Source organism: Segatella hominis (assembly GCF_004535825.1).
GTDB lineage: Bacteria > Bacteroidota > Bacteroidia > Bacteroidales > Bacteroidaceae > Prevotella > Prevotella hominis.
This window is the reverse complement of the sequence record NZ_SGVY01000019.1, coordinates 46,133-65,891: the sequence shown is the minus strand read 5'-3', so window position 1 is coordinate 65,891 and position 19,759 is coordinate 46,133. Positions and strand designations below refer to the sequence as shown.

Below are 19,759 nucleotides of genomic sequence, written 5' to 3'. Positions count from 1 at the left end.
ATGCAACAAAACCAATGTTTGACGAACAACTTTTGCGACAAAAAGAAATCGAAGCCCTTACTAAGCAGCGAGACGAACTTCTCCCCCTCTTGATGAATGGTCAAGCGTCGGTAAATTATCATTTATCTGCTGATTAAGTTCTATCTTGCGATCCAACAAGGAAAGAATAGAAACCAGGTTTTCTTGTTCTTTCTTTGTTGAAGGCAATGTTAGTTTCAGCTCTTTCAAACCAGCTTGAGAAAGGTTGTCTCTCGCAGAACCTGAGCTTAGACCAACCAAATGGTCATACAATGTGTCTAAATTGTACTTGATAAATTCAGGGCAATAGTCCTTGTTGGGGAGTATTGCACATATAGCTTGGTTCGTACAAGCTTCCATTTTTAGTAATGAAGCTTTTCCTGCCGTTGCGCCATACATAGCAACAAGAACTGTATCTTTAGGATATATTTCAGTACTTGAATTTTCAAAGCCTTTTTGCGATATGTAATTTGATGCTTTATAAATGTATGGTGAAGCTAATTCTCCACTATTTATCCAAGGAATAGTGCCACCATCATAAAAACTTCTTTTTGTAGATAGTGGTGTAGCCCCTGAAGATGTGCGAAAAATATCTCCAAGTTTTACTTCTTTCCATCCTACAGGGATAATCCTTTTTCTTTTATATTTCTTTAGTTTCATAAAATCAATTTTACTCATGTTCAATACTTCCACCCAATTTGGCTTCCCAGTCCTCTATAGTTGGCATCGTACCTTCCAATTTCTCAGGATAGAATTTCTCCAAGTCATATTCTGAGATTGCTATTGGCTGGCTACTTGATTCCAAGGCATATTGGGCTTGGATGCGGTCTTTTTCCTTGCAGATAAGTATGCCTATTGTCGGATTGTCTCGCCCCTCTTTGCGAAGAAGATGGTTACAAGCTACTACGTAGCCGCCAAGTTGCCCGACATCTGCAAAAGTGAAGGAGCCGATTTTGACTTCCAGAACTAAATAGCATGACAAGTTTAAATTGTAGAAGAGCAAGTCGATAAAGTTCTCTTTTTCTCCTATCTGCAAGCGGTATTCCTTGCCTACGTATGCAAAACCTGTACCCAGCTCTGTAAGGAACTTGGTGATATTGTTCAGTAACGCATCTTTGAGAATACGCTCATTATATGGTTTGGTAATGCCTGTAAAAGCAAAGTTGTATGGATCTTTGGTTAACTCCTTTGCTAAATCACTGTCTATAGCTGGCAATGTGCTCTTGAAATTATTCAAGGCTTTGCCCTGTCGCTCATATAAATCTGTGCTGATAAAATTAAGCAACATTGAACGACTCCAACCATTTGCAACAACTTCATGAATATAGAATATTGCTTTTTCTGGATAACCAAAACATTTGTCTATTAGGACTTTATGATGTCCCCATGGCACACAGTAAATATCTGACTGAAACATTGCCCCAACTTGGGGCAATGTTTCAGCTTCATTTGTTGCCTCAGTTTGGGGCAACATTTTGATTGCTGGGGCATAAAGTGCATAAAATTGTTTGCAATAATATATATTGCGCTTTGTTAGTCCTGAAACATTTGGTAATGCATCATGTAGGTCTTGGACAAGACGGCTTATAACTTTCTCTCCCCATTTTTGTTCTATCTGTAGTTCAACGATGTCTCGTCCCAAACTCCAATAGAATTTGAGCATCTCCGTATTGACCTTCACCGCAGCCTTGATCTGGCTCTGGCGATAACGCATGCAGAGTTCTTTGACCCACTGCAAGTAATCTTTATCTAATATACTTATCGGCTTATTCATATTTTTATTCCTTTCCCACATTGCGGTTAAAACTGAGGCTTCCGAGTTGCTTCATAATCTCATCTTCTAAACGATGGCTCTCTGCGAATTGTTGTGCAAGTGCCGTTTTATAGCCTTGTATTCGTTTGTTAAACTCCTCTTCGGTTATATCTACATAGTCAATCTTGATGTCAAAGTATTGACCTGCGGATAGACTATAGCCTTTCTCCTTGATTTCGGTATAGGTTACAGCTACAGAGAAGTCATCCACCGCTTCTTTGTTTTGGAAAGTGTTGACAATCTTGTCAATCTCAAAATCACGCAAGCGGCGTTTCAGGTTGTTACCCTCCTTGTATTCTTCTCCAAGTTTGCTGGCATCAATCAAAATGACTTTATCTGCTTGTGCCGACTTGTCGAAGAAGATGACGGAAACATTGGTTCCTGTTGTTGCAAACACATTGCTTGGCATAGACACAACTCCATAAACCCATTTCTCATCAACAATGCGTTGCAAGATTCGCTTTTCCACACCACTCTTGGCAGTGATAAAGCCTGTAGGTATGACGATAGCAGCTTTGCCTGAAGGTTTCAAAGAATTGAGAACATGCTGGATGAAACAAGTATAGATAGCCATCTTTGGTTTCATCGGGTCAACTTTTTTTACAGCATTTGGCACACCTGCCCAAAAACGGATAGTATCAGAAGCCAAAGTATCACGATACTCTGGGAAATCGAGTTTGAAAGGAGGATTGCTGACGATGAAATCAAACTTACGCAACACTCCGTTACTCTCCTTGTGGGAAGGCTCTGTTAAAGTGTTGCCTTGCACTACATTTGGCAATGATGCAGCAAAATTGTTGAGAATCAGATTCAGACGAAGCATCTCTGAGGATTTTTCAGAAATATCCTGTGAGAAGATTGTACAACGGGCTTCGCCTATTTGATGAGCAAGAGCCATCAATAAAGTTCCAGTTCCTGCAGATGGGTCGTAGCAAGTAATACCTCTGAGATTGGAATTGTCCCCAACCAATAGTCGTGCCATCACTTGGGCGATAGCACGAGGGGTATAGTATTCTGCATACTTGCCACCACCAGCATTGTTGAATCCTTTGAGCAAATGTTCGAAAATACGTGAGAAGAAATCATATTTCTCAGTGAAAACATCCTCAAAATTGAAGGATGCGACATTGCGCATTAAAGACTTGGCAAACTCATCACGTTTTTGGGTATCTGTAACATAGGTTGTCAAAGGGAAGAATATGTTCACTTTGCTTTTACCTGATGTGGTTACAGAAAATGTCTGTGAGTTGAGCGTGGCTATATCTACCAATGTGGCATCAAGCAAGGTTGAGAAATCACCCTTTGTCGATGAGTTGTAAAGATGCGAGAGCGTATGTTCCGGCTTTAGTCTTGGTACAGAAGCTGGTAGGTAGCTGAACAAATCTTCTACCTCATCCTCTGTAAAGGTGTCATACTCAGCATCCCATTTCTCTGCCTTAGAAAGGCGTTCTCCATACATTTTGTCTCGCTTGGCTTCATAACCAAACTTATCATTGAAGAATTTGTAAAGGAACATTTCAGTCACAATCTTGTATTCGCTTCCTGTACCTGCAAGTCCAAATGCTCCAGTTGTTCCTTTCAAAGAGTCGATGAGGGCGATGGTTGCCTCAGATATATTGATGTTGCTCATTTTCTAATTAATATGTGTAATTATGTTGTTGTAAATATTCTGTGGTGATGAGGTTGTTGATATATTTGCGATCCTTGATGTCTGCCCGGATATTCATGTCGAGCAGTTCCTTTCCGATAATAGCCAATACATCTTGTTGAAAGGCTGGCTCATTGTCGAGGATATTGATGTCAAGGAATATCATTTGATCGATGCCCTCTTTCATCTTTGCCAAGTTCTCTGCAATCTCATATTCCTGTTTGGAGATGATAGGTCGCTCACGATGTTGGTTCTGTTCTTCGATACGCTTGTGAATGCGTACAAATCGTTCGTCACCTTTGTATTTGCGCTTCAACATATTGTTGCGACGATTGATTTCCCTGATTTTCTTCATCACATCATCCATGTACAGAATGCTTGCCTTGGCTTCTTCTGTGCTTTGTGGCACAAAGCCTTTCTTGCGGAAGTACTCACGGAACTCATCAGCAAGAAGCACATACTTCTCTTCCTTGGTATCGAAGTTTGCCTCAAATTCAGCTTGTACCCGTTCACAACGTTCCTTGATATCGTTAACGATGATGCGTAATTCCTCAGACAGTCCTTTCTTGAACTCAAATTCCAATTCAGACAATGCCACATTGATAATACCAGATACATCTGCTTTATGCTCCGTGTTTTCAAGGAGATTGATGCGCTCGATACGATGACTGACCTCTGTAATGAGAGTAGGGATAGACCCCAGTGGCAAAGAAGCTAACTTGTGTTTAGTCTCTTCATCACCAAAAGAACGTACTTGGTTGATGATGGCTTTTGCCTCGGTTAAAGTGTTGCGAAGTTCATAAAGGCTATCCTTGTTATCAATTTCATCTATCTCTTTTCTGAACTCCTCCAGATTATCTGTGGTGAAGTTGAAGAGCACACCCTTTACTTGCTGTATCTTAGCATCAACCTCTTCTTTGCTTACAAGAATGTCGTTGGCAAGATTGATTGCATGAGGATTGCCTGCATCTTCAGTCGTACGGTTCAACTCTCGTAGATAGCGGTCGTTGGTTGCGTCAAAGTTTTCCTTGATGTTTACAAAGTCAACCACATATCCATACTTGAAATCACGATAAGGACGATTGACACGAGTAAGGGCTTGCAACAAGTCATGTCCGTCAAGGGAGCGTCCTAGATAGAGCTTCTTTAATCTTGGAGCATCAAATCCAGTAAGAAGCATCTTGTTGACGATAAGAATGTCAACTTCTTGTAGTTTCTTAAAACCTTCGATATATTCCTTGCGTTCCATTTTGTCACCCTCGTCATGCAAGATAAGCGATGCGGTCAATGGCTTGTAGTCCTTATGGAAGAGCATCGGCTCTGCTGCTATTGCAATCTCAGCCTCATTCTGTTCGCTGAATTTTTGTGCATGTCCGAAGCGTTCTTGCCATAAACGATATAGCTCCCTTGCCTGTGGATTAGTCTTGCAGACAATCATGCCGCCAACCGTATAGTCATTTTGTTCTCTACGAAATTGTCGGAAGTCGGATATGATGTAGTCCAGTAGAGCATTGAGATAGCTATCGTGTTCTATTATCTTGTTGCGGTCGATGTCGCTCTTTTTGACTTCAACATCGCCAGCCAATTGTTCGAGAATATTTTCTATCTTCTCCTTGTAAATAGTCTCAACAGGCTCACGCATCAACTTGCAGGTATATCCGTCAGCAATGGATTTGTCATAATAATAGGTATGGATATAGTCACCAAACACTCTCCAAGATTCTCGTTCTTCTTTTAAAAGCGGTGTTCCTGTCAAGGCTATTTTAACAGCATTCGTATCTGCTTCCAAAAGGTTTGCCAAGAAACTTCCTTGTGGGTTATAACCACGATGCGCCTCGTCGATGAAGAATATGCGCTGTAGTTGAGTGCTATAACTATCGTCAACCTTAACCTTGGCTTTGTCTTCCTTGAACTTTTGGATGTTGACAACCACAATTTCAAGTTTGCCCTCATTGTTGTGAGTGATGGCTCTGCTTGAAATGTCATTCATTAATTCCGTTCGGCTCTTGGCATTACGTACGATTAACCCACGTGCAGCAAACTCATCGGTGGCTTGTTCCATCAAATCAATACGGTCAACGATAAAGTAGAATTTAGCCACAACATTCTTTTTGGCGAAATAATCCGTTAGACTCTTAACGCTATAATATGCCAAAGCTGTCTTTCCACTTCCTTGGGTATGCCAAATGATACCACTTTTCACTCCTTTATCCAAGGTATGTCGAATGGCATAAGAGGCAAACATCTGTTGATAGCGCATGATGTGCTTCTGTAGTTCCGTCCCTTGCGTGCCGTCTTCAAGTTCAATCTTGCGTTCTACATAGGCATAACCATAGCGAAGCAAGAAGAGAAAACGCTCCTTGCTCAACATGGAAGTGATGATACGGTTTGTTGGAGTATTGACAGCCTTGTTGGTCTGATATTCCTTTAGATTCTTAATGACCACGCAATTTCGATGTTTCAATACGGTATATTCGGTTTCATTGCTAATTTCCATGTATGGATAATTTGCGACGAAGTTTTTGTATTCTTCCCGAAATACATTGAAGAATGCTTTCTCCTTAGCCGTACAACAATAGAATGCTCCCTGGATTGGGACACGGTTTTCGCTGTCATACTCTTGGTTGTTGGAGAAAATCATCAGTTGGGTGACATTGAAGAAACGGCGGAAGCATCTCTTGCTCATTCTCTTGTTGATGCGCTCTCTTTCTGCCAAGATTCCTTCATGGTTGTTGGGCTTTTTGACTTCGATGAATGCAAGAGGGAGACCATTGACAAAACAGGTGATGTCTGGGCGAAAGTTGTCATCAGTATCCTCATTCTCACAAGTAAATTCTGTAGTAACATGCCAATCATTATTGTCTGGGTTGTCAAAGTCTATGAGCTTGACTCCACTGGTTGCAGATAACAATTGGTAAAATTCACGCCCTAAGTCATCGTTGTCAGCAATGTTGATAATTTTTGAAAACAGCAAGGATACGTCCTGACTTGACATTGTTGGATTGAGGCGTTTAATTGCATTCAGAAAAACGTTTATCAAGATATTAGTTTTTGTATCATATGCGCAAATATTGTCAAGGTAGGTATATCCCAACTTGCATAAATGAAGTGCAGCTGGAACTTGCACTCTCGTATTTTCGTTAAAATTAGAATTGCCCATATTGTATTGCTGTTTAATCGAAGTTGATAATTTCACTTACATTGACATCTAACAACTCTGAAATCTTTTTCAAAGTCATTAAATCTGGCTGTGTGGTGTTGGTACACCATTTAGAAACAGTTGCTTGGTTTACTCCCAACTGTTCTGCAAGCCATTTATTGGTCTTTTTCTTTTTGACTAAGACCAGTTTTAGCTGGTTTAAATCTTCCATAACGTTCAATTTATTGCTTTTGATACAAATTTAGTGATTTATTTTTATAACTATGTACCTATGGCGTAATCTTTAACAAGATATAACAAAAAGAACTTGTGATGATTGAAAGGGAAATATAAAAAATGCAAAATATATAATTGTATATTACATGAAAAGGTCAGAGAGTCCAATTGTTGAATTCTCTGTTTTTTTTATTTTTTATCGAATAAGCATTAAATTTAGCAGGTTAAGTGTGCTCCATCGACAAATGAGCACAGATGTTGTTTTAGCCGTTTGTGAAAACGAAATGTTTTGTTTATCTTTGCAAACAGAAAAATTTAATATAATAAGTTAAAATTATCGAATATGAAGTTGCTGAAGAAGAAAAGTTCTTGGCTTTTAGCATCATTGCTCTTATTGTCGGTAGGTGCTGATGCAAAGGTAAAATTTGATTATTCCCTCGTGTTCGTGCCTGAGGAGGGTGGTGTGAAGTTCGAAAAGATTACAGATGATGCTGATTGTGTAGCAGATTATAGAGGCAACATTGTGGGTAAGACATCTGGTGTCTTTGGCTCACGCAAGAGCAGTACTATTGATTGGTGGGTAATACCTCAGATAGGTGTGTCGCCTGATGGAAAACGTATAGGTTACATCAATGAGAAGAATGGAACAACCAACATCATGATCAAGAATGCTGCCAAGGGCGGCGCAAGCGTACAGCGCACGTTCCGTACAAATGTTGAGGGTTTCTCATGGAGTCCTGATGGCAAGACTCTGTGCTTTACCGAGGTGAGAGGCAATCATCATGGCGTGTATTTGGTAGATGCCAATCAAGGTACTGTAGTGCGTCAGATTTCCAATGGAACAGACAATGACTTTGGAGGTGTTATCAGCACCGATGGCAACACTATCTATTTTCATCGTGGCGAGGGCTATGCTTCCTATAGTCTCTGGAGCTATGATCGCAAGACAAACCTTTTCTCCAACTATAGTAGAGGAATGACGGCTTGTCTTATCCCTAATAATTATGATGCTATCTATTGTGCTCGTTTCACAACGAACAAGGAAAGTGAAATATGGCGTGTAAACTTCAAGACGGGTGTAGAGGAAGTTATTCTTTCCCAGCCTGGCAAGAGTTTTAGTACACCTCAGTTATCTCCTGATGGCAAATGGTTGTTGGTAACAGGTTCTAGTAAGTCGGAAAAGGAAAAAATTGACAATACGGACATCTTCGTGGTTCGCACCGATGGTACCCAGCTTACTCAGCTTACTTACCATCCTGGTAACGACTTGTCGCCAGTATGGTCCCCAGACGGAAAAAGTATTTTCTTCCTTTCTCAGCGCGGCTCGGTAGAAAAGAACTATAATGTATGGCGCATGGATTTCAATATGTAATCCGCCTCTATAGTCTATGTATTTGGATGTTAGGAGTATTAATTATTTAAACTTTTAAAATTATGAGAAAAATCATTATTGCAGCAGTTTGCGCATTTTGCGCTCTTACAACTTCAGCACAGCGTGCAAGTAGCTCATCTTCTTCTTTCTTCTCTACAGAGAAGGCTGAGAGCGGCGTTCAGTTTGGTATCCGTGCCGGTCTTAACGTTGCAGGTATGGACTATAAAGAGGACAATGTAACCGTTTCTACAGACAATAGAGCTAATTGGCATGTAGGCGTTATTGCTGATATTCCTTTGATGCAGAGTCTCTATGTTCAGACTGGTCTTTATCTCCAGAACAAGGGTTACAAGGAGAAAGAGGGAGACTATGAGTTGACAGCAAATCCAATGTACTTGGAAATTCCTGTATTGGCTTCTTATCGATACAACTTCGGCGATGCAGCACAGTTGCAGTTCAATGTTGGTCCTTACTTCGCTTATGGTGTAGGTGGTAAGATTAAGGAAACAGAGGATGGCGACGAGGACAAGTGGGATTGCTTCGGCGATAAAGGTGCAGATTGGAAACGTTTCGATTGTGGTCTTCAGATTGGTGCAGGTTTGACAGTTGCTAAGCACTATTACATTGGTGCTGCTTATGAGTTTGGTTTCTCTAATATTGCCAAGAATTCTGGCGATGGTAAGTTGAAGAACAGAAACTTGATGATTAGTGTAGGTTATAATTTCTAATAAAGTTTTTAAATACTATTTAAATTGCAAGGAGGCACAATTGACAAAGAGTCGTTGTGCCTTTCTTCGTGGTAGAATGTAAATCTATACCAAAAGATGCACTTTTTTGTTGGTAAGTTGTTTTTTTGGCAAGGGAAAATTGCATATTTGTGGCAAAATGCTTATTTTTGCAGTTGTGAGTATTAGCTATAGTGAAATATGAAGAAGAACTTGATTTTGTTTTGTCTGTTAGTTGGATTGATAGTAGCTTGTCAGCGTCCGTCGAACACCCAAAAAACGGAAGAGGAACTAAAAGCCTTATCCTGCATCGATGATTCGGTGGAGGCCTTATCGCCCCATGCCTTTCACATGATAGAGAAAGGCATGAAATCGGCTCAAGACAGTCTGGCTTATTACGAATATTACATCAGAAAGGCAAAAGTATATGAGCTTTCTACCACTCCCGATTCTTCTGTTCCTATTGTGGCCAATACCATCGCTTTTGCCAATAGGCAACCTGCGTCGCCACGTCGCAATTCACTTCTGGCTTTCGCCTATAATCTAAAAGCGGTGGGTCTGCATAATTTCCGTCAGAACCCCGATGAGGTTATAAGGCTCTACAAAGAGGCCACCGTCTTGTTGGCCAACAGCGATGCTAAAGATCAGTTGCCTAAAGTTTGTGCCAATCTTGGTGATGCTTACATCTTCAAGAGTCAGTTGCCGGAGGCGGCGGCATGGTATCGACGTGCCCTGTTCCTTGTTGACTCGCTCAAGTTGCCATCCCAGGAAAACATTACTCTCTACCTAGGACTTGCCACCATTTATCTGCAACTCAACGATTTCGATACTTCGTTGAAATATTATCAACAAACAGAGAAGTATTTCTCTCTGATGTCGGTGAGCATGCAGGCTTATTATCTAAATAATTATGGCAATTACTATTATTATACCAGGGACTACAAAGCTTCCCTCCAGAAGTTTTTAACCTTGAAGGCTTTTCTGGAAAAGCACCATAAAACGGAAACCTTCGACATGTATCTCTGCAAGCTCAACCTCGCAGATGTGTATCTCAATCTGGGCGATGTAGTTAGGTCGGAAAAATGCCTCGAAGAGATAGAGCCATGGTTTGCCAAGAATGGCAACGATGTGGCGATTTACTATGTCAACTCCATCCGTATCGGACAAGCTGTGAAACGAGGAAACATGGCAAAGGTAAAAGATATATTGCAACATGAGAAGAAACTGGACAATATGGAGTTCAATCTTCGCCAAATTCGCAATCGTTATCTTCGCAAGTATTATGAGTCAATAGGCGACTATCGGGGAGCGTATGAAAATCTTAGGTCGGATGCACAAATGGATGATTCTCTGGCACATAACCGACTTAATATGCGTGCCTCTGAAATCATGAACCGTTTTGCGCAAGATACCATTCGTTTACACCATAGACTGGAAATGGAGCATAAAAATGCAGTTGTCCAAAGTGCCAACACCATCACGGTGGCCGCTGTGTTGCTGGTCGTGGTCATCATTCTGATGTTTGCACTTCTTTTCATGCGCTCTCGCAAGCAATATGCACAAGATAAGATGCGCATCATGCAACTGAGGTTAGCAAGTGTGCGCAACCGCATCTCCCCACACTTTGTATTTAACGTCCTCAATGGTAAAATCTTGAAGTCGAATGAGCAGGATGCCAATGAATTGCTCGACTTGACAAAATTGATAAGGGCGAACCTTGACTTGTCGTGCCGCCTGGATGTGACGTTACGAGAAGAGTTGGATTTTGTGGAGCGGTACGTCCATGTGGAGAAACAAATGGTGGGCGATGACTTCGAGTTCCGCATCGACCAGGCCAAAGCGGTGGATGCCGATAGGGTGCGCATTCCTTCCATGTTTGTTCAGATACTTGTGGAGAATGCCTTCGTGCATGGGCTGAAGGGATGGGATGGTCATAAGTCTATTCACATCGAGATAGACAAGAAAGAAAAAGCAACCAGCATCAAGGTCAAGGACAATGGTCCTGGATTTGATATCCGTAGCGTAGGAAAGAAGCGTACAGGACTGAGTGTTGTCACCCAAACCATAGCCATCGTCAACGAGCGAAACAAAAGCAAAATGACTTTCTCGCTCAGTAATGAGCAAAAGTGCGGAAAAAACGTAGGATGCGTTGCTACGATAGTTATTCCTGATAATATCAAACTTTTTATTTGACAGAAGAACCGCAAGATGAAGACAATCATTATAGATGACAATAAGCAGGCTGCCGAAAATCTGAAAGAAAAGTTGGGCAGATACCCTGAGATAGAAGTGGTCGCCATAGAGCACTCTGGATTAGATGGGCTGGCGAGCGTGAGTGAGTTTCAACCAGACTTGCTCTTTCTCGACGTGCAGTTGCCAGACATTTCGGGAATAGATTTCCTGGAACGAGTCGATTCTTTTACTTATGGTCGCAGTAGAGTAGTGATGTATACTGCTTACGATGAGTTTGTGTTGCCAGCTTTCAGGAAGAAAGCCTTTGACGTGCTATTGAAACCTATCGATGACAAGGAATTGGACATCATCATGCAGCGACTAACCGAACAGCCCCTTTTGCCAACCCTGCAATCAGATGGACGGGATCAGGAAGAAATAGTGTCGGACAATGGTAAGTTTCTCCTCTATACAAATACTATAGACTTCAAACTGGTGGACAAGCGTGACATCGTTCTCTTCCAGTATAATCATGAAGTGCGTTGTTGGGAGGCTGTGGTGGCTGGTAGCAAGGCGCCTGTTCGCCTGAAGCGGACCATCAAGAGTAATGACCTGTTGGGAGTGGACAAGCAATTTATGCAAGTAAACCAGAAATTTATTATCAATATGAATTATCTGATAGAGGTGATCGATAATGTTTGCCACTTCTATCCGCCGTTTGATGGCATAAGCTATGTCAAAGTGGGACGCCTGTATCGTAAAAAACTGGTGGAACGCTTTTATTGTCTATAATTTCTATGCCATAAAAGCGATTTTTCTGTTAAAATCCGTATAAATACTATCAAAAAGCACGAAAATTGCAAAATAATCGTGCTTTTTGTTGTTTATATCAATAGTTTTTCCTAATTTTGCTATCTGGTATAAGATGATACCATCAAAGATACAATAACATAAAACAACAGAAATGGAGAAAATAGACAATCTTGACAGAAAGATATTGGGTATCTTGTCTAAGAATGCCCGCATTCCTTTCAAGGATGTTGCGGCAGAGTGTGGCGTATCCCGTGCAGCTATCCACCAGCGTGTGCAGCATTTGATGGAAGCAGGATTTATCACGGGTAGTGGATTCGACGTAAACCCTAAGAGTTTGGGATATTCTACCTGTACATACGTGGGTCTGAATCTGGAACGTGGTAATATGTATAAGAAGGTGGTAGAACGCCTTCAGAATATACCGGAAATCGTGGAGTGCCACTTTACTACTGGTTCTTACACCATGCTTCTTAAACTTTATGCGCGCGACAATGAGCAGCTGATGGATTTGCTCAACAATAAGTTGCAGGCTATTCCAGGTGTGGTTTCTACGGAGACCCTGATTTCTCTTGAGCAGAGTATCAAGCGAGAAATTCCTGTTATTTTGGAAGAAGAATAAGTATTCAACGTAAATATGAATGGTAAGGTTGTTTCACATGGGTGTTGCAACTTATGACCGGGGAGAGGCATAGGTTAAGACTTAAGTCGGTCGTGAGTGGTTCCTTTGTGAAACATCCTTTTTTTATGTAAATAAGCAGATGGAAACATTTGATTTGGATTCACACTTGCAAGGTGTATATTCTGTTTTTCCCGAGGCTCCTCATCAGCCGGTAATTGGTATTACTGCCAACTACGAGGGCATAGATGCTACGCTTCGTGACCGATATTATAAACAAGTGATAGCTGCGGGCGGTACTCCTGTTATCATTCCTCCTGTTGCCGATACAGATGTTATCGTCAATACGCTCCAGCATCTGGACGGATTGATTCTTACTGGTGGCGGCGACCACAACCCTCTCTGGATGGGTGAGGAGCCTTCTCCTAAGCTCCATCATATCAATCGGGAGCGTGATCTTGCTGAGTTCCTCCTGGTTCGCCTGGCTTATAATCGACAGATTCCGATGTTGGGTATCTGTCGTGGCATTCAGACTTTGGCTATAGCTTTGGGGGGAAAGGTGGAGCAGGACATCAGACAGGGAGTGAAGCATTCGCAGGATGCAGAGCGTGAGGAACCTACCCATAGTGTGCAGATAGTGAAGGATTCCACCTTATTTAATATATATAATAGTGAGAAGATTTTTGTCAACTCCTTCCATCATCAGGCTGTGAGTGTGCCGGGAAATAAACTGCGCTGCATCGCCAAATCTACTGATGGCATCATAGAGGCTGTGGAAAGTAGCGAGTACAAGTCTATCCTCGGTGTGCAATGGCATCCGGAATGGTTGGAGAAAGACGGACTGAAGATTTTCCAATGGCTTACTGCTCAGGCTGCCGAGTTTTATCAGGCAAAGCAGTTGCATCAGCGCATCCTTATTCTTGATACACATTGCGATACGCCGATGTTCTTCCCGCAGGGTATCTGTTTCGACCATCGCGACTCCCGTATTCTGGTAGATTTGCATAAAATGACCGACGGTCATCAGGATGCAACGACGATGGTGGCTTACCTGCCGCAGCCTAAGTTGGGTGAGACCTTCAGCAGCAAGGTAGATTTTGATGTGGCAGGTCCTACCCAGTATGCCGACTTGATCTTTGACAAGATAGAGGCTATTGTGAGCAAGAACAGCAATTACCTGAGTATCGCCCGTACGCCTGCCGACCTCTATAGCGACAAGCGGAAGGGAAGAAAGAGTATCATGCTCGGTATAGAGAACGGACTGGCGCTTGGACACGACCTTGCCAACGTGAAGCATTTTGCCCAGCGTGGCATCGTCTATATTACGCTCTGCCATAATGGGGATAATGATATTTGCGATAGTGCCCGTGGCTGCAATACTCACAATGGTGTGAGCAGTTTTGGCGAGAAGGTCATCCAGGAGATGAACCGCCTGGGCATCATGGTAGATTTGAGTCATGCTGGCGAGAAGAGCTTCTATGATGCTTTGGAAATCAGCAAGATGCCTATCGTCTGCAGTCATAGTAGCAGTAAGGCGCTCTGTGATGTGCCTCGCAATCTGACCGATGACCAGATGCGTGCGCTTGCTGCCAGAGGAGGTGTAGCCCATACCACACTTTATCATGGTTTCCTTCGCAAAGAGGGTGAGGCTGACATCATGGATGCTATTGCCCATCTGGAACATGCTATCGACATCATGGGTATCGATCATGTGGGTCTTGGTACTGATTTTGATGGTGATGGTGGAATCTGCGGATTAGCCGACTCTTCTGAACTCATCAACTTTACCATCCAGTTGCTCCGTCGCAGGTATAGCGAACAGGATATCGCCAAGATATGGGGTGGCAACTGGCTCAGAGTAATGGCGCAGGTACAGGCTGTTAGGTAAGTGAAGAATTCAAATATTACCGGTGAGTTGAAAGGTATTTCTATAGAGAAAAGATAATCATAAAGTTCAAATCTGAAAGTTCAAAATAAACAAGATGACGAAGAAAATGAAAATCATATTGGGTGTTGTGGCTGCTGCGGCTATTGTGGCAGGTGCATATACTTACAAATCTACTCATGGCACAAGTTCGCCTGAGGCACAGGAAGTGGAAGAAGCAGAGAAACTGAATCCAGTAGGTCCAGCTTTCAATGCGGATTCAGCCTTTGCTTATTGTCAGGCTCAATGCGACTTCGGTCCTCGCACGATGAATAGCGAGGCGCACGATCTGTGTGGCGAATGGATTGTAAGGAAGTTCAAGCAGTTCGGATGTGAGGTAGAGGAGCAGAAAGCAGACCTTAAGGGATATGATGGCACGATATTGAAGAATACCAATATCATCGCTCATTATAATCCGAAGGCTACCACCCGTATCCTGCTCTGTGCCCATTGGGACAGTCGTCCTTGGGCAGATAATGATCCCGACAGTACCAACTGGCGCAAGCCTGTGATGGCAGCCAATGATGGTGCAAGTGGTGTGGCAGTCATGCTGGAAATCGCCCGCCAGTTGCAGGCTGACAAAAAGTTGAATCCTGCTATCGGAGTAGATTTTGTATGTTTCGATACAGAGGATTGGGGAACTCCTCAATGGGCTGATGTTCAGGATAGTGGAGATACCTGGGCTTTGGGCGCTCAGTATTGGAGTGAGAATAAGCCAGACGGTTATTCCCCTCGTTATGGAATCCTTCTCGACATGGTAGGTGGACAGGGTGCCAAGTTCTATCGTGAGGGAATGTCTATGCAGTATGCTTCTGCCATTGTCAAGAAGGTTTGGGCAGCAGCCCGTCAGGCTGGTTATGGCAGTTTCTTCCCTAAGAGTGATGGCGGTATGATAACAGATGATCATATCCCGGTAAATGAAAAGGCGAAGATTCCTACGATTGATGTAATAGCCTATTATCCTGACTGCCAGCAGAGCAGTTTTGGGCCTACCTGGCATACGGTAAGTGATGATATGGCTCATTTGGATAAAAATGTTCTGAAGGCTGTGGGTCAGACGATGATTCAGGTGCTTTATACAGAGGAATAGATAGACACCGCATTTGGGTATAAAAGGAAGTGTTCCTAAGGAAAGTTGTTGCTTTCTTTGGGAACACTTCTTTTTTAGCCCTGTTGAAATCTCCGTTCATAGTCGTTGAATGTCCGTTCGACGTCTTTGAACCGACATTCAACGTCTTTGAACCGCGGTTCAACGTCTTTGAACGGAAATTATATCTGCCCAGACTCAACTTGTCTTACCACTCTCTCTGTTAATCTATCTACTCCGTTCGGATCATACTTCTTGGTAAGGCTCGCACCGAAAGCCCAAGCGAAGGCCTGATAGAAGCCAGCTCTCACTGGACCCAGGAAAGCCTGTATCAGTTGGTAAGAGGAAGAATTGCATTCGCGGTAAACTAACTTGATGCAGAGTTTACCCTGTGCGTATGTCAGTTTTTTCATTCTTGGCGTGTATTCCTCCTTGATACCTTTCTCTACCAGTTTCATGTGTGCATCCTTTGCTCTCTTATTAGGCAGAGTTTCCAGATATTCACCGGTTTCGATGATGATTTTTCTTACCTCTTTTGCAATAGGCAGCACCTTCTTTACATTATATACCAGTCGGTTGTAAGCCATGCGCTGCTTAGCATCCTTGAATACAGGTTCTGGATATACATAGACATTGTTGACCTCCACATATTGTATGCTGTCCTTTCCCTGCAATACCTTGCCGACTTTCACCATCGGCTCGAAGGTAGGGCTGTCCATATCCACATCCCTGTTTTCCGGATGGGTCTCATCATTCTGTGCAGCCATTCTCAGAGTCGTACCTAACATCAGGCATATTAAAAAAAGTATTTTGTATTTCATCTTTCTGTCCTCATTTTAGTCTCTAAATTTTTTCTCATTTTAGTCTCTAAATCAATCAGATGGCAAAATTACACAAATAATTTGTATGCAGATATTTTTTTCGTCTTTTTTATGAAAAAGTGGATTGAAATACTTCAAAATACGGCTCAGATACCCTTAAATACGGATAATGTTACCCTTTTATTGTTAAAATAATAAATTTTAAAGCAATAACTTGTAATAAGTGAGAATTTATTAGTAATTTTGCACCGCTTTTAATCAAATAGCTATACTTACGTTTGTTATTTGTGAAAAATTGTACCGAGTGAGAGAACGGTGGGTTTGTCTGGCGTGCAACATATTTAATATATGCAACCGTTTATTCCAACGAGAAAAAAATAATTATTAATAATTTATAAACAACAATTGAAACAAACAAGAATGAGAAGAATTTCCCTATTGCTTGTCTCTCTGATTGTGTTGACTGTCCAAACAGCCTTGGCGCAAACCTTTAGCGTCAAGGGAACGGTTATGTCTGGTGATGACAATGAACCGCTGATTGGTGCAACCATCCTTCAAGAGGGTACAACGAATGGTGTCGTGACCGATGTGGACGGTAACTATACCATCGAGGTGAAGGATGCTTCTAAGGCTACGCTGGTGATTTCATACATCGGTATGGTGACTCAGAAACATCCTGTCAATGCACAGACGAAAACGCTGAACATTACGCTTACTTCTGATTCCAAAGTGATGGATGAAGTCGTGGTTGTGGCGTATGGTGTTCGTAAGAAAGGAACCATTGCGGGTTCCGTGTCTGCTGTGAAAGCTGAAAAAATTGAAAATGTCCCTGCGGCAAGCTTCGACCAGGCTTTGCAAGGACAGAGTACTGGTTTGCAGGTTATCAGCTCTTCTGGTGAACCAAGCAAGGCTGCTACTTTCCAAATCCGTGGTACTAACTCCATCAATTCAGGTAAGTCACCACTTTTTATCCTGGATGGTGTGCCAATCTCCAGTTCTGATTTCAATACCTTGAGTCCTAACGACATCGAAAGTATTTCTGTATTGAAAGATGCGTCTTCTACTTCTATCTATGGTGCCCGTGCTGCTAATGGTGTGGTTGTAATCACATCTAAGCGTGGTCTTTCTATGGATAAGGCAAAGGTTACCCTCCGTGCTCAGTATGGTTTCTCACAGTTGGCGCAGACCAACTGGTCTATGATGAATACTGATGAGCGTATCCAGTTTGAGAAAGAAGTAGGACTGGATGCTGGTAAGGATTACAATCTCCTCTCTAAGGTAAATGTCAACTGGCTTGATGAGGTGTTCAATGATGCGGCTCCTTTGCAGAGCTATGAACTTTCCGTGAATCGTGCTACTGACCGTTTGAACTACTATGTTTCTGGTGGTTTTTATGATCAGGACGGTATTGCGCAGAATTCTACCTTCCGCCGTTACAACATCCGTACCAATGCAGATGTGAAGGCGAGCAACTGGTTGAAGATCGGTACCAACACGATGGCAGCTTACGAGGAAGCCCAGCAGGCAGATGATGGTTCTTATACCACCGTTACCCCAATTTCAGCTTGCCGTTTCATGCTTCCATATTGGAATCCATATGCAAAGGATGGCAGCTTAGCTTCTCTTGCAGCAGGCAACTGGGCAGGTACGAGCGAGAACCCTATCGTATATATGGCAAAGAATCCTATCAAGAACAAGAAGTATAAGATTCTCTCTACTATGTATGCAGAGATTTATCCTATTGAGAATCTGACTATCCGCACGCAGTTTGGTGCAGATTTCTCTCACTCTACCGCATTCATGCAGTCTTTCCCAAGTCTCTCTTCTAACAACGGACAGGGTCTTGCGGCTCGCCAGAGCAGCGATATGCTCAATTTGACTGAGACTACAACAGCCAACTATCGTTTCACCTTGAAGGATATCCATTCTTTCAACGTGATGCTGGGTCAGGAGGCTGTCGATTATCATTCAGAGGGATTCAATGTTTATTCCAGAGGTCAGAACAATGACTTGCTGACCAATATTTCGTCTGGTACACGTGCCAGCCGCTGGTCTGACTCTTCTTCTGATTATTCTTACTTGTCATTCTTCATGCGTGGCGAGTACAACTATAAGGAACTTTATTATGCAGACTTCTCTCTCCGTACCGATGCTTCTTCCCGATTTGGTAAGGATCATCGCTGGGGTACTTTCTGGTCTGTAGGTTTCATGTGGAATGTGAAGCAGACTGAATGGCTCAAGAAGTATAACTGGCTGAGCAACGCACAGTTGGCTGTCAGCACAGGTACTTCCGGTAACTCAGAGATTCCTAATTATTATCACCTCGCATTGGTGAGCGGTGACGCCAACTATGACGATACAGCTGGTCTCTATCCTTCACAGAGTGGTAATGAGGAATTGGGTTGGGAGTCCACTTGGGCAAGCAACTTTGCTTTGCGTCTTGGTTTCTTCGACCGTATTAACTTCAGTTTTGAGGCTTATTACAAGCGCACTTCCAACATGCTGATGCGTGTGCCAGAGTCTTACACCGTAACTGGTGAGGGCTATCGCTGGAAGAACGTGGGTGTGATGGCTAATAAGGGTATTGAGTTGAGTGCTGACGGCGATGTAATCCGCACCAAGGACTTTACCTGGAATGTAAGTGCCAACGTATCTTACAATCAGAACCGATTGAAGGAACTCTATAATGGTGTGACTGAGTATGTGAACTCAACTACTGGTTTGAAATATGTAGTAGGTCACTCAGTAAGCGAGTTCTTCCTGAACCGTTATGCAGGTGTGAACCCAGCGAATGGTGAACAGCTCTGGTATGACAAGGATGGTAACGTGACCAACGAGTTCCGTGAGAGCGACAAGGTGATGATGGGCAAGACCTACGATGTACCTTGGATGGGCGGTTTCGGTACCAGCTTGCGCTGGAAGGGCTTGCAGTTGTCTGCTCAGTTCAGCTGGATCGGTACACGTTATGTTATCAATAACGACCGTTTCTTCGAGGAGAGTGGTGTAACCTTCGGTACAGCTTACAACCAGTCTAACCGCTTGTTGTATGACCGCTGGAAGAATCCAGGTGATATTACCGATATCCCTCGCTGGGGTGAGGTTAACCAGTTGGATGACCGTTACTTAGAGAACGCTTCTTTCTTGCGTATGAAGAACCTCAGTTTGTCATACTCTTTGCCACAGAGTCTGTTGAGCAAGACCAAGTTCTTCTCTTTGGTAAGAGTCTATGCTCAGGCACAGAACCTCTTCACCATCACAGGCTTCAATGGTCTTGACCCAGAGGTTTCATCCAATGTTTATCAGGCACAGTATCCAGCATCACGCCAGTTTACGCTTGGTGTAGAACTGTCATTCTAAACAAAGAAAGGAGATAA

The 19,759-nt window shown here is 42.7% G+C and carries 13 protein-coding genes and 2 pseudogenes; 9 read left to right on the top strand and 6 right to left on the bottom strand.

All coding sequences use genetic code 11. From position 1 onward, the window contains the following. Positions 1-137, top strand: a pseudogene (locus tag EXN75_RS18645) (restriction endonuclease subunit S); the annotation flags it as partial. 34 nt (positions 138-171) lie between these two features. Here the strand turns inward: EXN75_RS18645 and EXN75_RS08775 are convergent. The 5 genes and pseudogenes from EXN75_RS08775 to EXN75_RS08755 form a co-directional block, all read right to left on the bottom strand. Beyond that, positions 172-678: pseudogene (locus EXN75_RS08775) on the bottom strand (restriction endonuclease subunit S); the annotation flags it as partial. Positions 679-688: 10 nt separating this feature from the next. Beyond that, positions 689-1,792, bottom strand: coding sequence for a PDDEXK nuclease domain-containing protein (locus tag EXN75_RS08770; RefSeq protein WP_134843508.1), 1,104 nt, complete (start codon positions 1,790-1,792; stop codon positions 689-691). 4 nt (positions 1,793-1,796) lie between these two features. Further along, entirely contained in the window at positions 1,797-3,461 is a 1,665-nt protein-coding gene (locus EXN75_RS08765; RefSeq protein ID WP_134843507.1) for an HsdM family class I SAM-dependent methyltransferase, read from the bottom strand. A gap of 7 nt (positions 3,462-3,468) precedes the next feature. Then, positions 3,469-6,639: a type I restriction endonuclease subunit R gene (locus EXN75_RS08760; RefSeq protein ID WP_134843506.1), complete on the bottom strand. Its 3,171-nt coding sequence runs from the start codon at positions 6,637-6,639 to the stop codon at positions 3,469-3,471. Positions 6,640-6,652: 13 nt separating this feature from the next. Next, positions 6,653-6,850 (bottom strand): helix-turn-helix transcriptional regulator, encoded by a 198-nt coding sequence (locus tag EXN75_RS08755; RefSeq protein WP_134843505.1) that lies wholly within the window; start codon positions 6,848-6,850, stop codon positions 6,653-6,655. Between the two features lie 348 nt (positions 6,851-7,198). Between EXN75_RS08755 and EXN75_RS08750 the strand changes: the two genes are divergently transcribed. From EXN75_RS08750 to EXN75_RS08720, 7 genes are all read left to right on the top strand, one after another. Next, positions 7,199-8,227, top strand: coding sequence for a PD40 domain-containing protein (locus EXN75_RS08750; protein WP_134843504.1), 1,029 nt, complete (start codon positions 7,199-7,201; stop codon positions 8,225-8,227). A gap of 62 nt (positions 8,228-8,289) precedes the next feature. Then, entirely contained in the window at positions 8,290-8,955 is a 666-nt protein-coding gene (locus EXN75_RS08745) for a porin family protein (RefSeq protein WP_134843503.1), read from the top strand. 198 nt (positions 8,956-9,153) lie between these two features. Continuing rightward, positions 9,154-11,145, top strand: coding sequence for a histidine kinase (locus EXN75_RS08740; protein ID WP_134843502.1), 1,992 nt, complete (start codon positions 9,154-9,156; stop codon positions 11,143-11,145). Positions 11,146-11,160: 15 nt separating this feature from the next. Next, positions 11,161-11,916, top strand: coding sequence for a LytR/AlgR family response regulator transcription factor (locus EXN75_RS08735; RefSeq protein ID WP_134843501.1), 756 nt, complete (start codon positions 11,161-11,163; stop codon positions 11,914-11,916). Between the two features lie 172 nt (positions 11,917-12,088). Then, positions 12,089-12,556 carry an Lrp/AsnC family transcriptional regulator gene (locus EXN75_RS08730; RefSeq protein ID WP_022111472.1) on the top strand — a complete coding sequence of 156 codons (468 nt, stop codon included), beginning with the start codon at positions 12,089-12,091 and terminating at the stop codon, positions 12,554-12,556. 139 nt (positions 12,557-12,695) lie between these two features. Beyond that, a complete protein-coding gene (locus tag EXN75_RS08725; RefSeq protein ID WP_134843500.1) occupies positions 12,696-14,441 on the top strand; it encodes a membrane dipeptidase in 1,746 nt (581 codons plus the stop codon). A 94-nt stretch (positions 14,442-14,535) separates the two neighbouring features. Continuing rightward, positions 14,536-15,567: a M28 family peptidase gene (locus EXN75_RS08720; RefSeq protein WP_118116035.1), complete on the top strand. Its 1,032-nt coding sequence runs from the start codon at positions 14,536-14,538 to the stop codon at positions 15,565-15,567. 179 nt (positions 15,568-15,746) lie between these two features. Here the strand turns inward: EXN75_RS08720 and EXN75_RS08715 are convergent, their stop codons facing one another. After that, on the bottom strand, positions 15,747-16,352 hold the full coding sequence (locus EXN75_RS08715) for a DUF4294 domain-containing protein (RefSeq protein ID WP_408005943.1): 606 nt from the start codon (positions 16,350-16,352) through the stop codon (positions 15,747-15,749). A gap of 453 nt (positions 16,353-16,805) precedes the next feature. Between EXN75_RS08715 and EXN75_RS08710 the strand changes: the two genes are divergently transcribed. Then, positions 16,806-19,742 carry a SusC/RagA family TonB-linked outer membrane protein gene (locus EXN75_RS08710; protein WP_134843498.1) on the top strand — a complete coding sequence of 979 codons (2,937 nt, stop codon included), beginning with the start codon at positions 16,806-16,808 and terminating at the stop codon, positions 19,740-19,742. Positions 19,743-19,759: the final 17 nt, after the last annotated feature.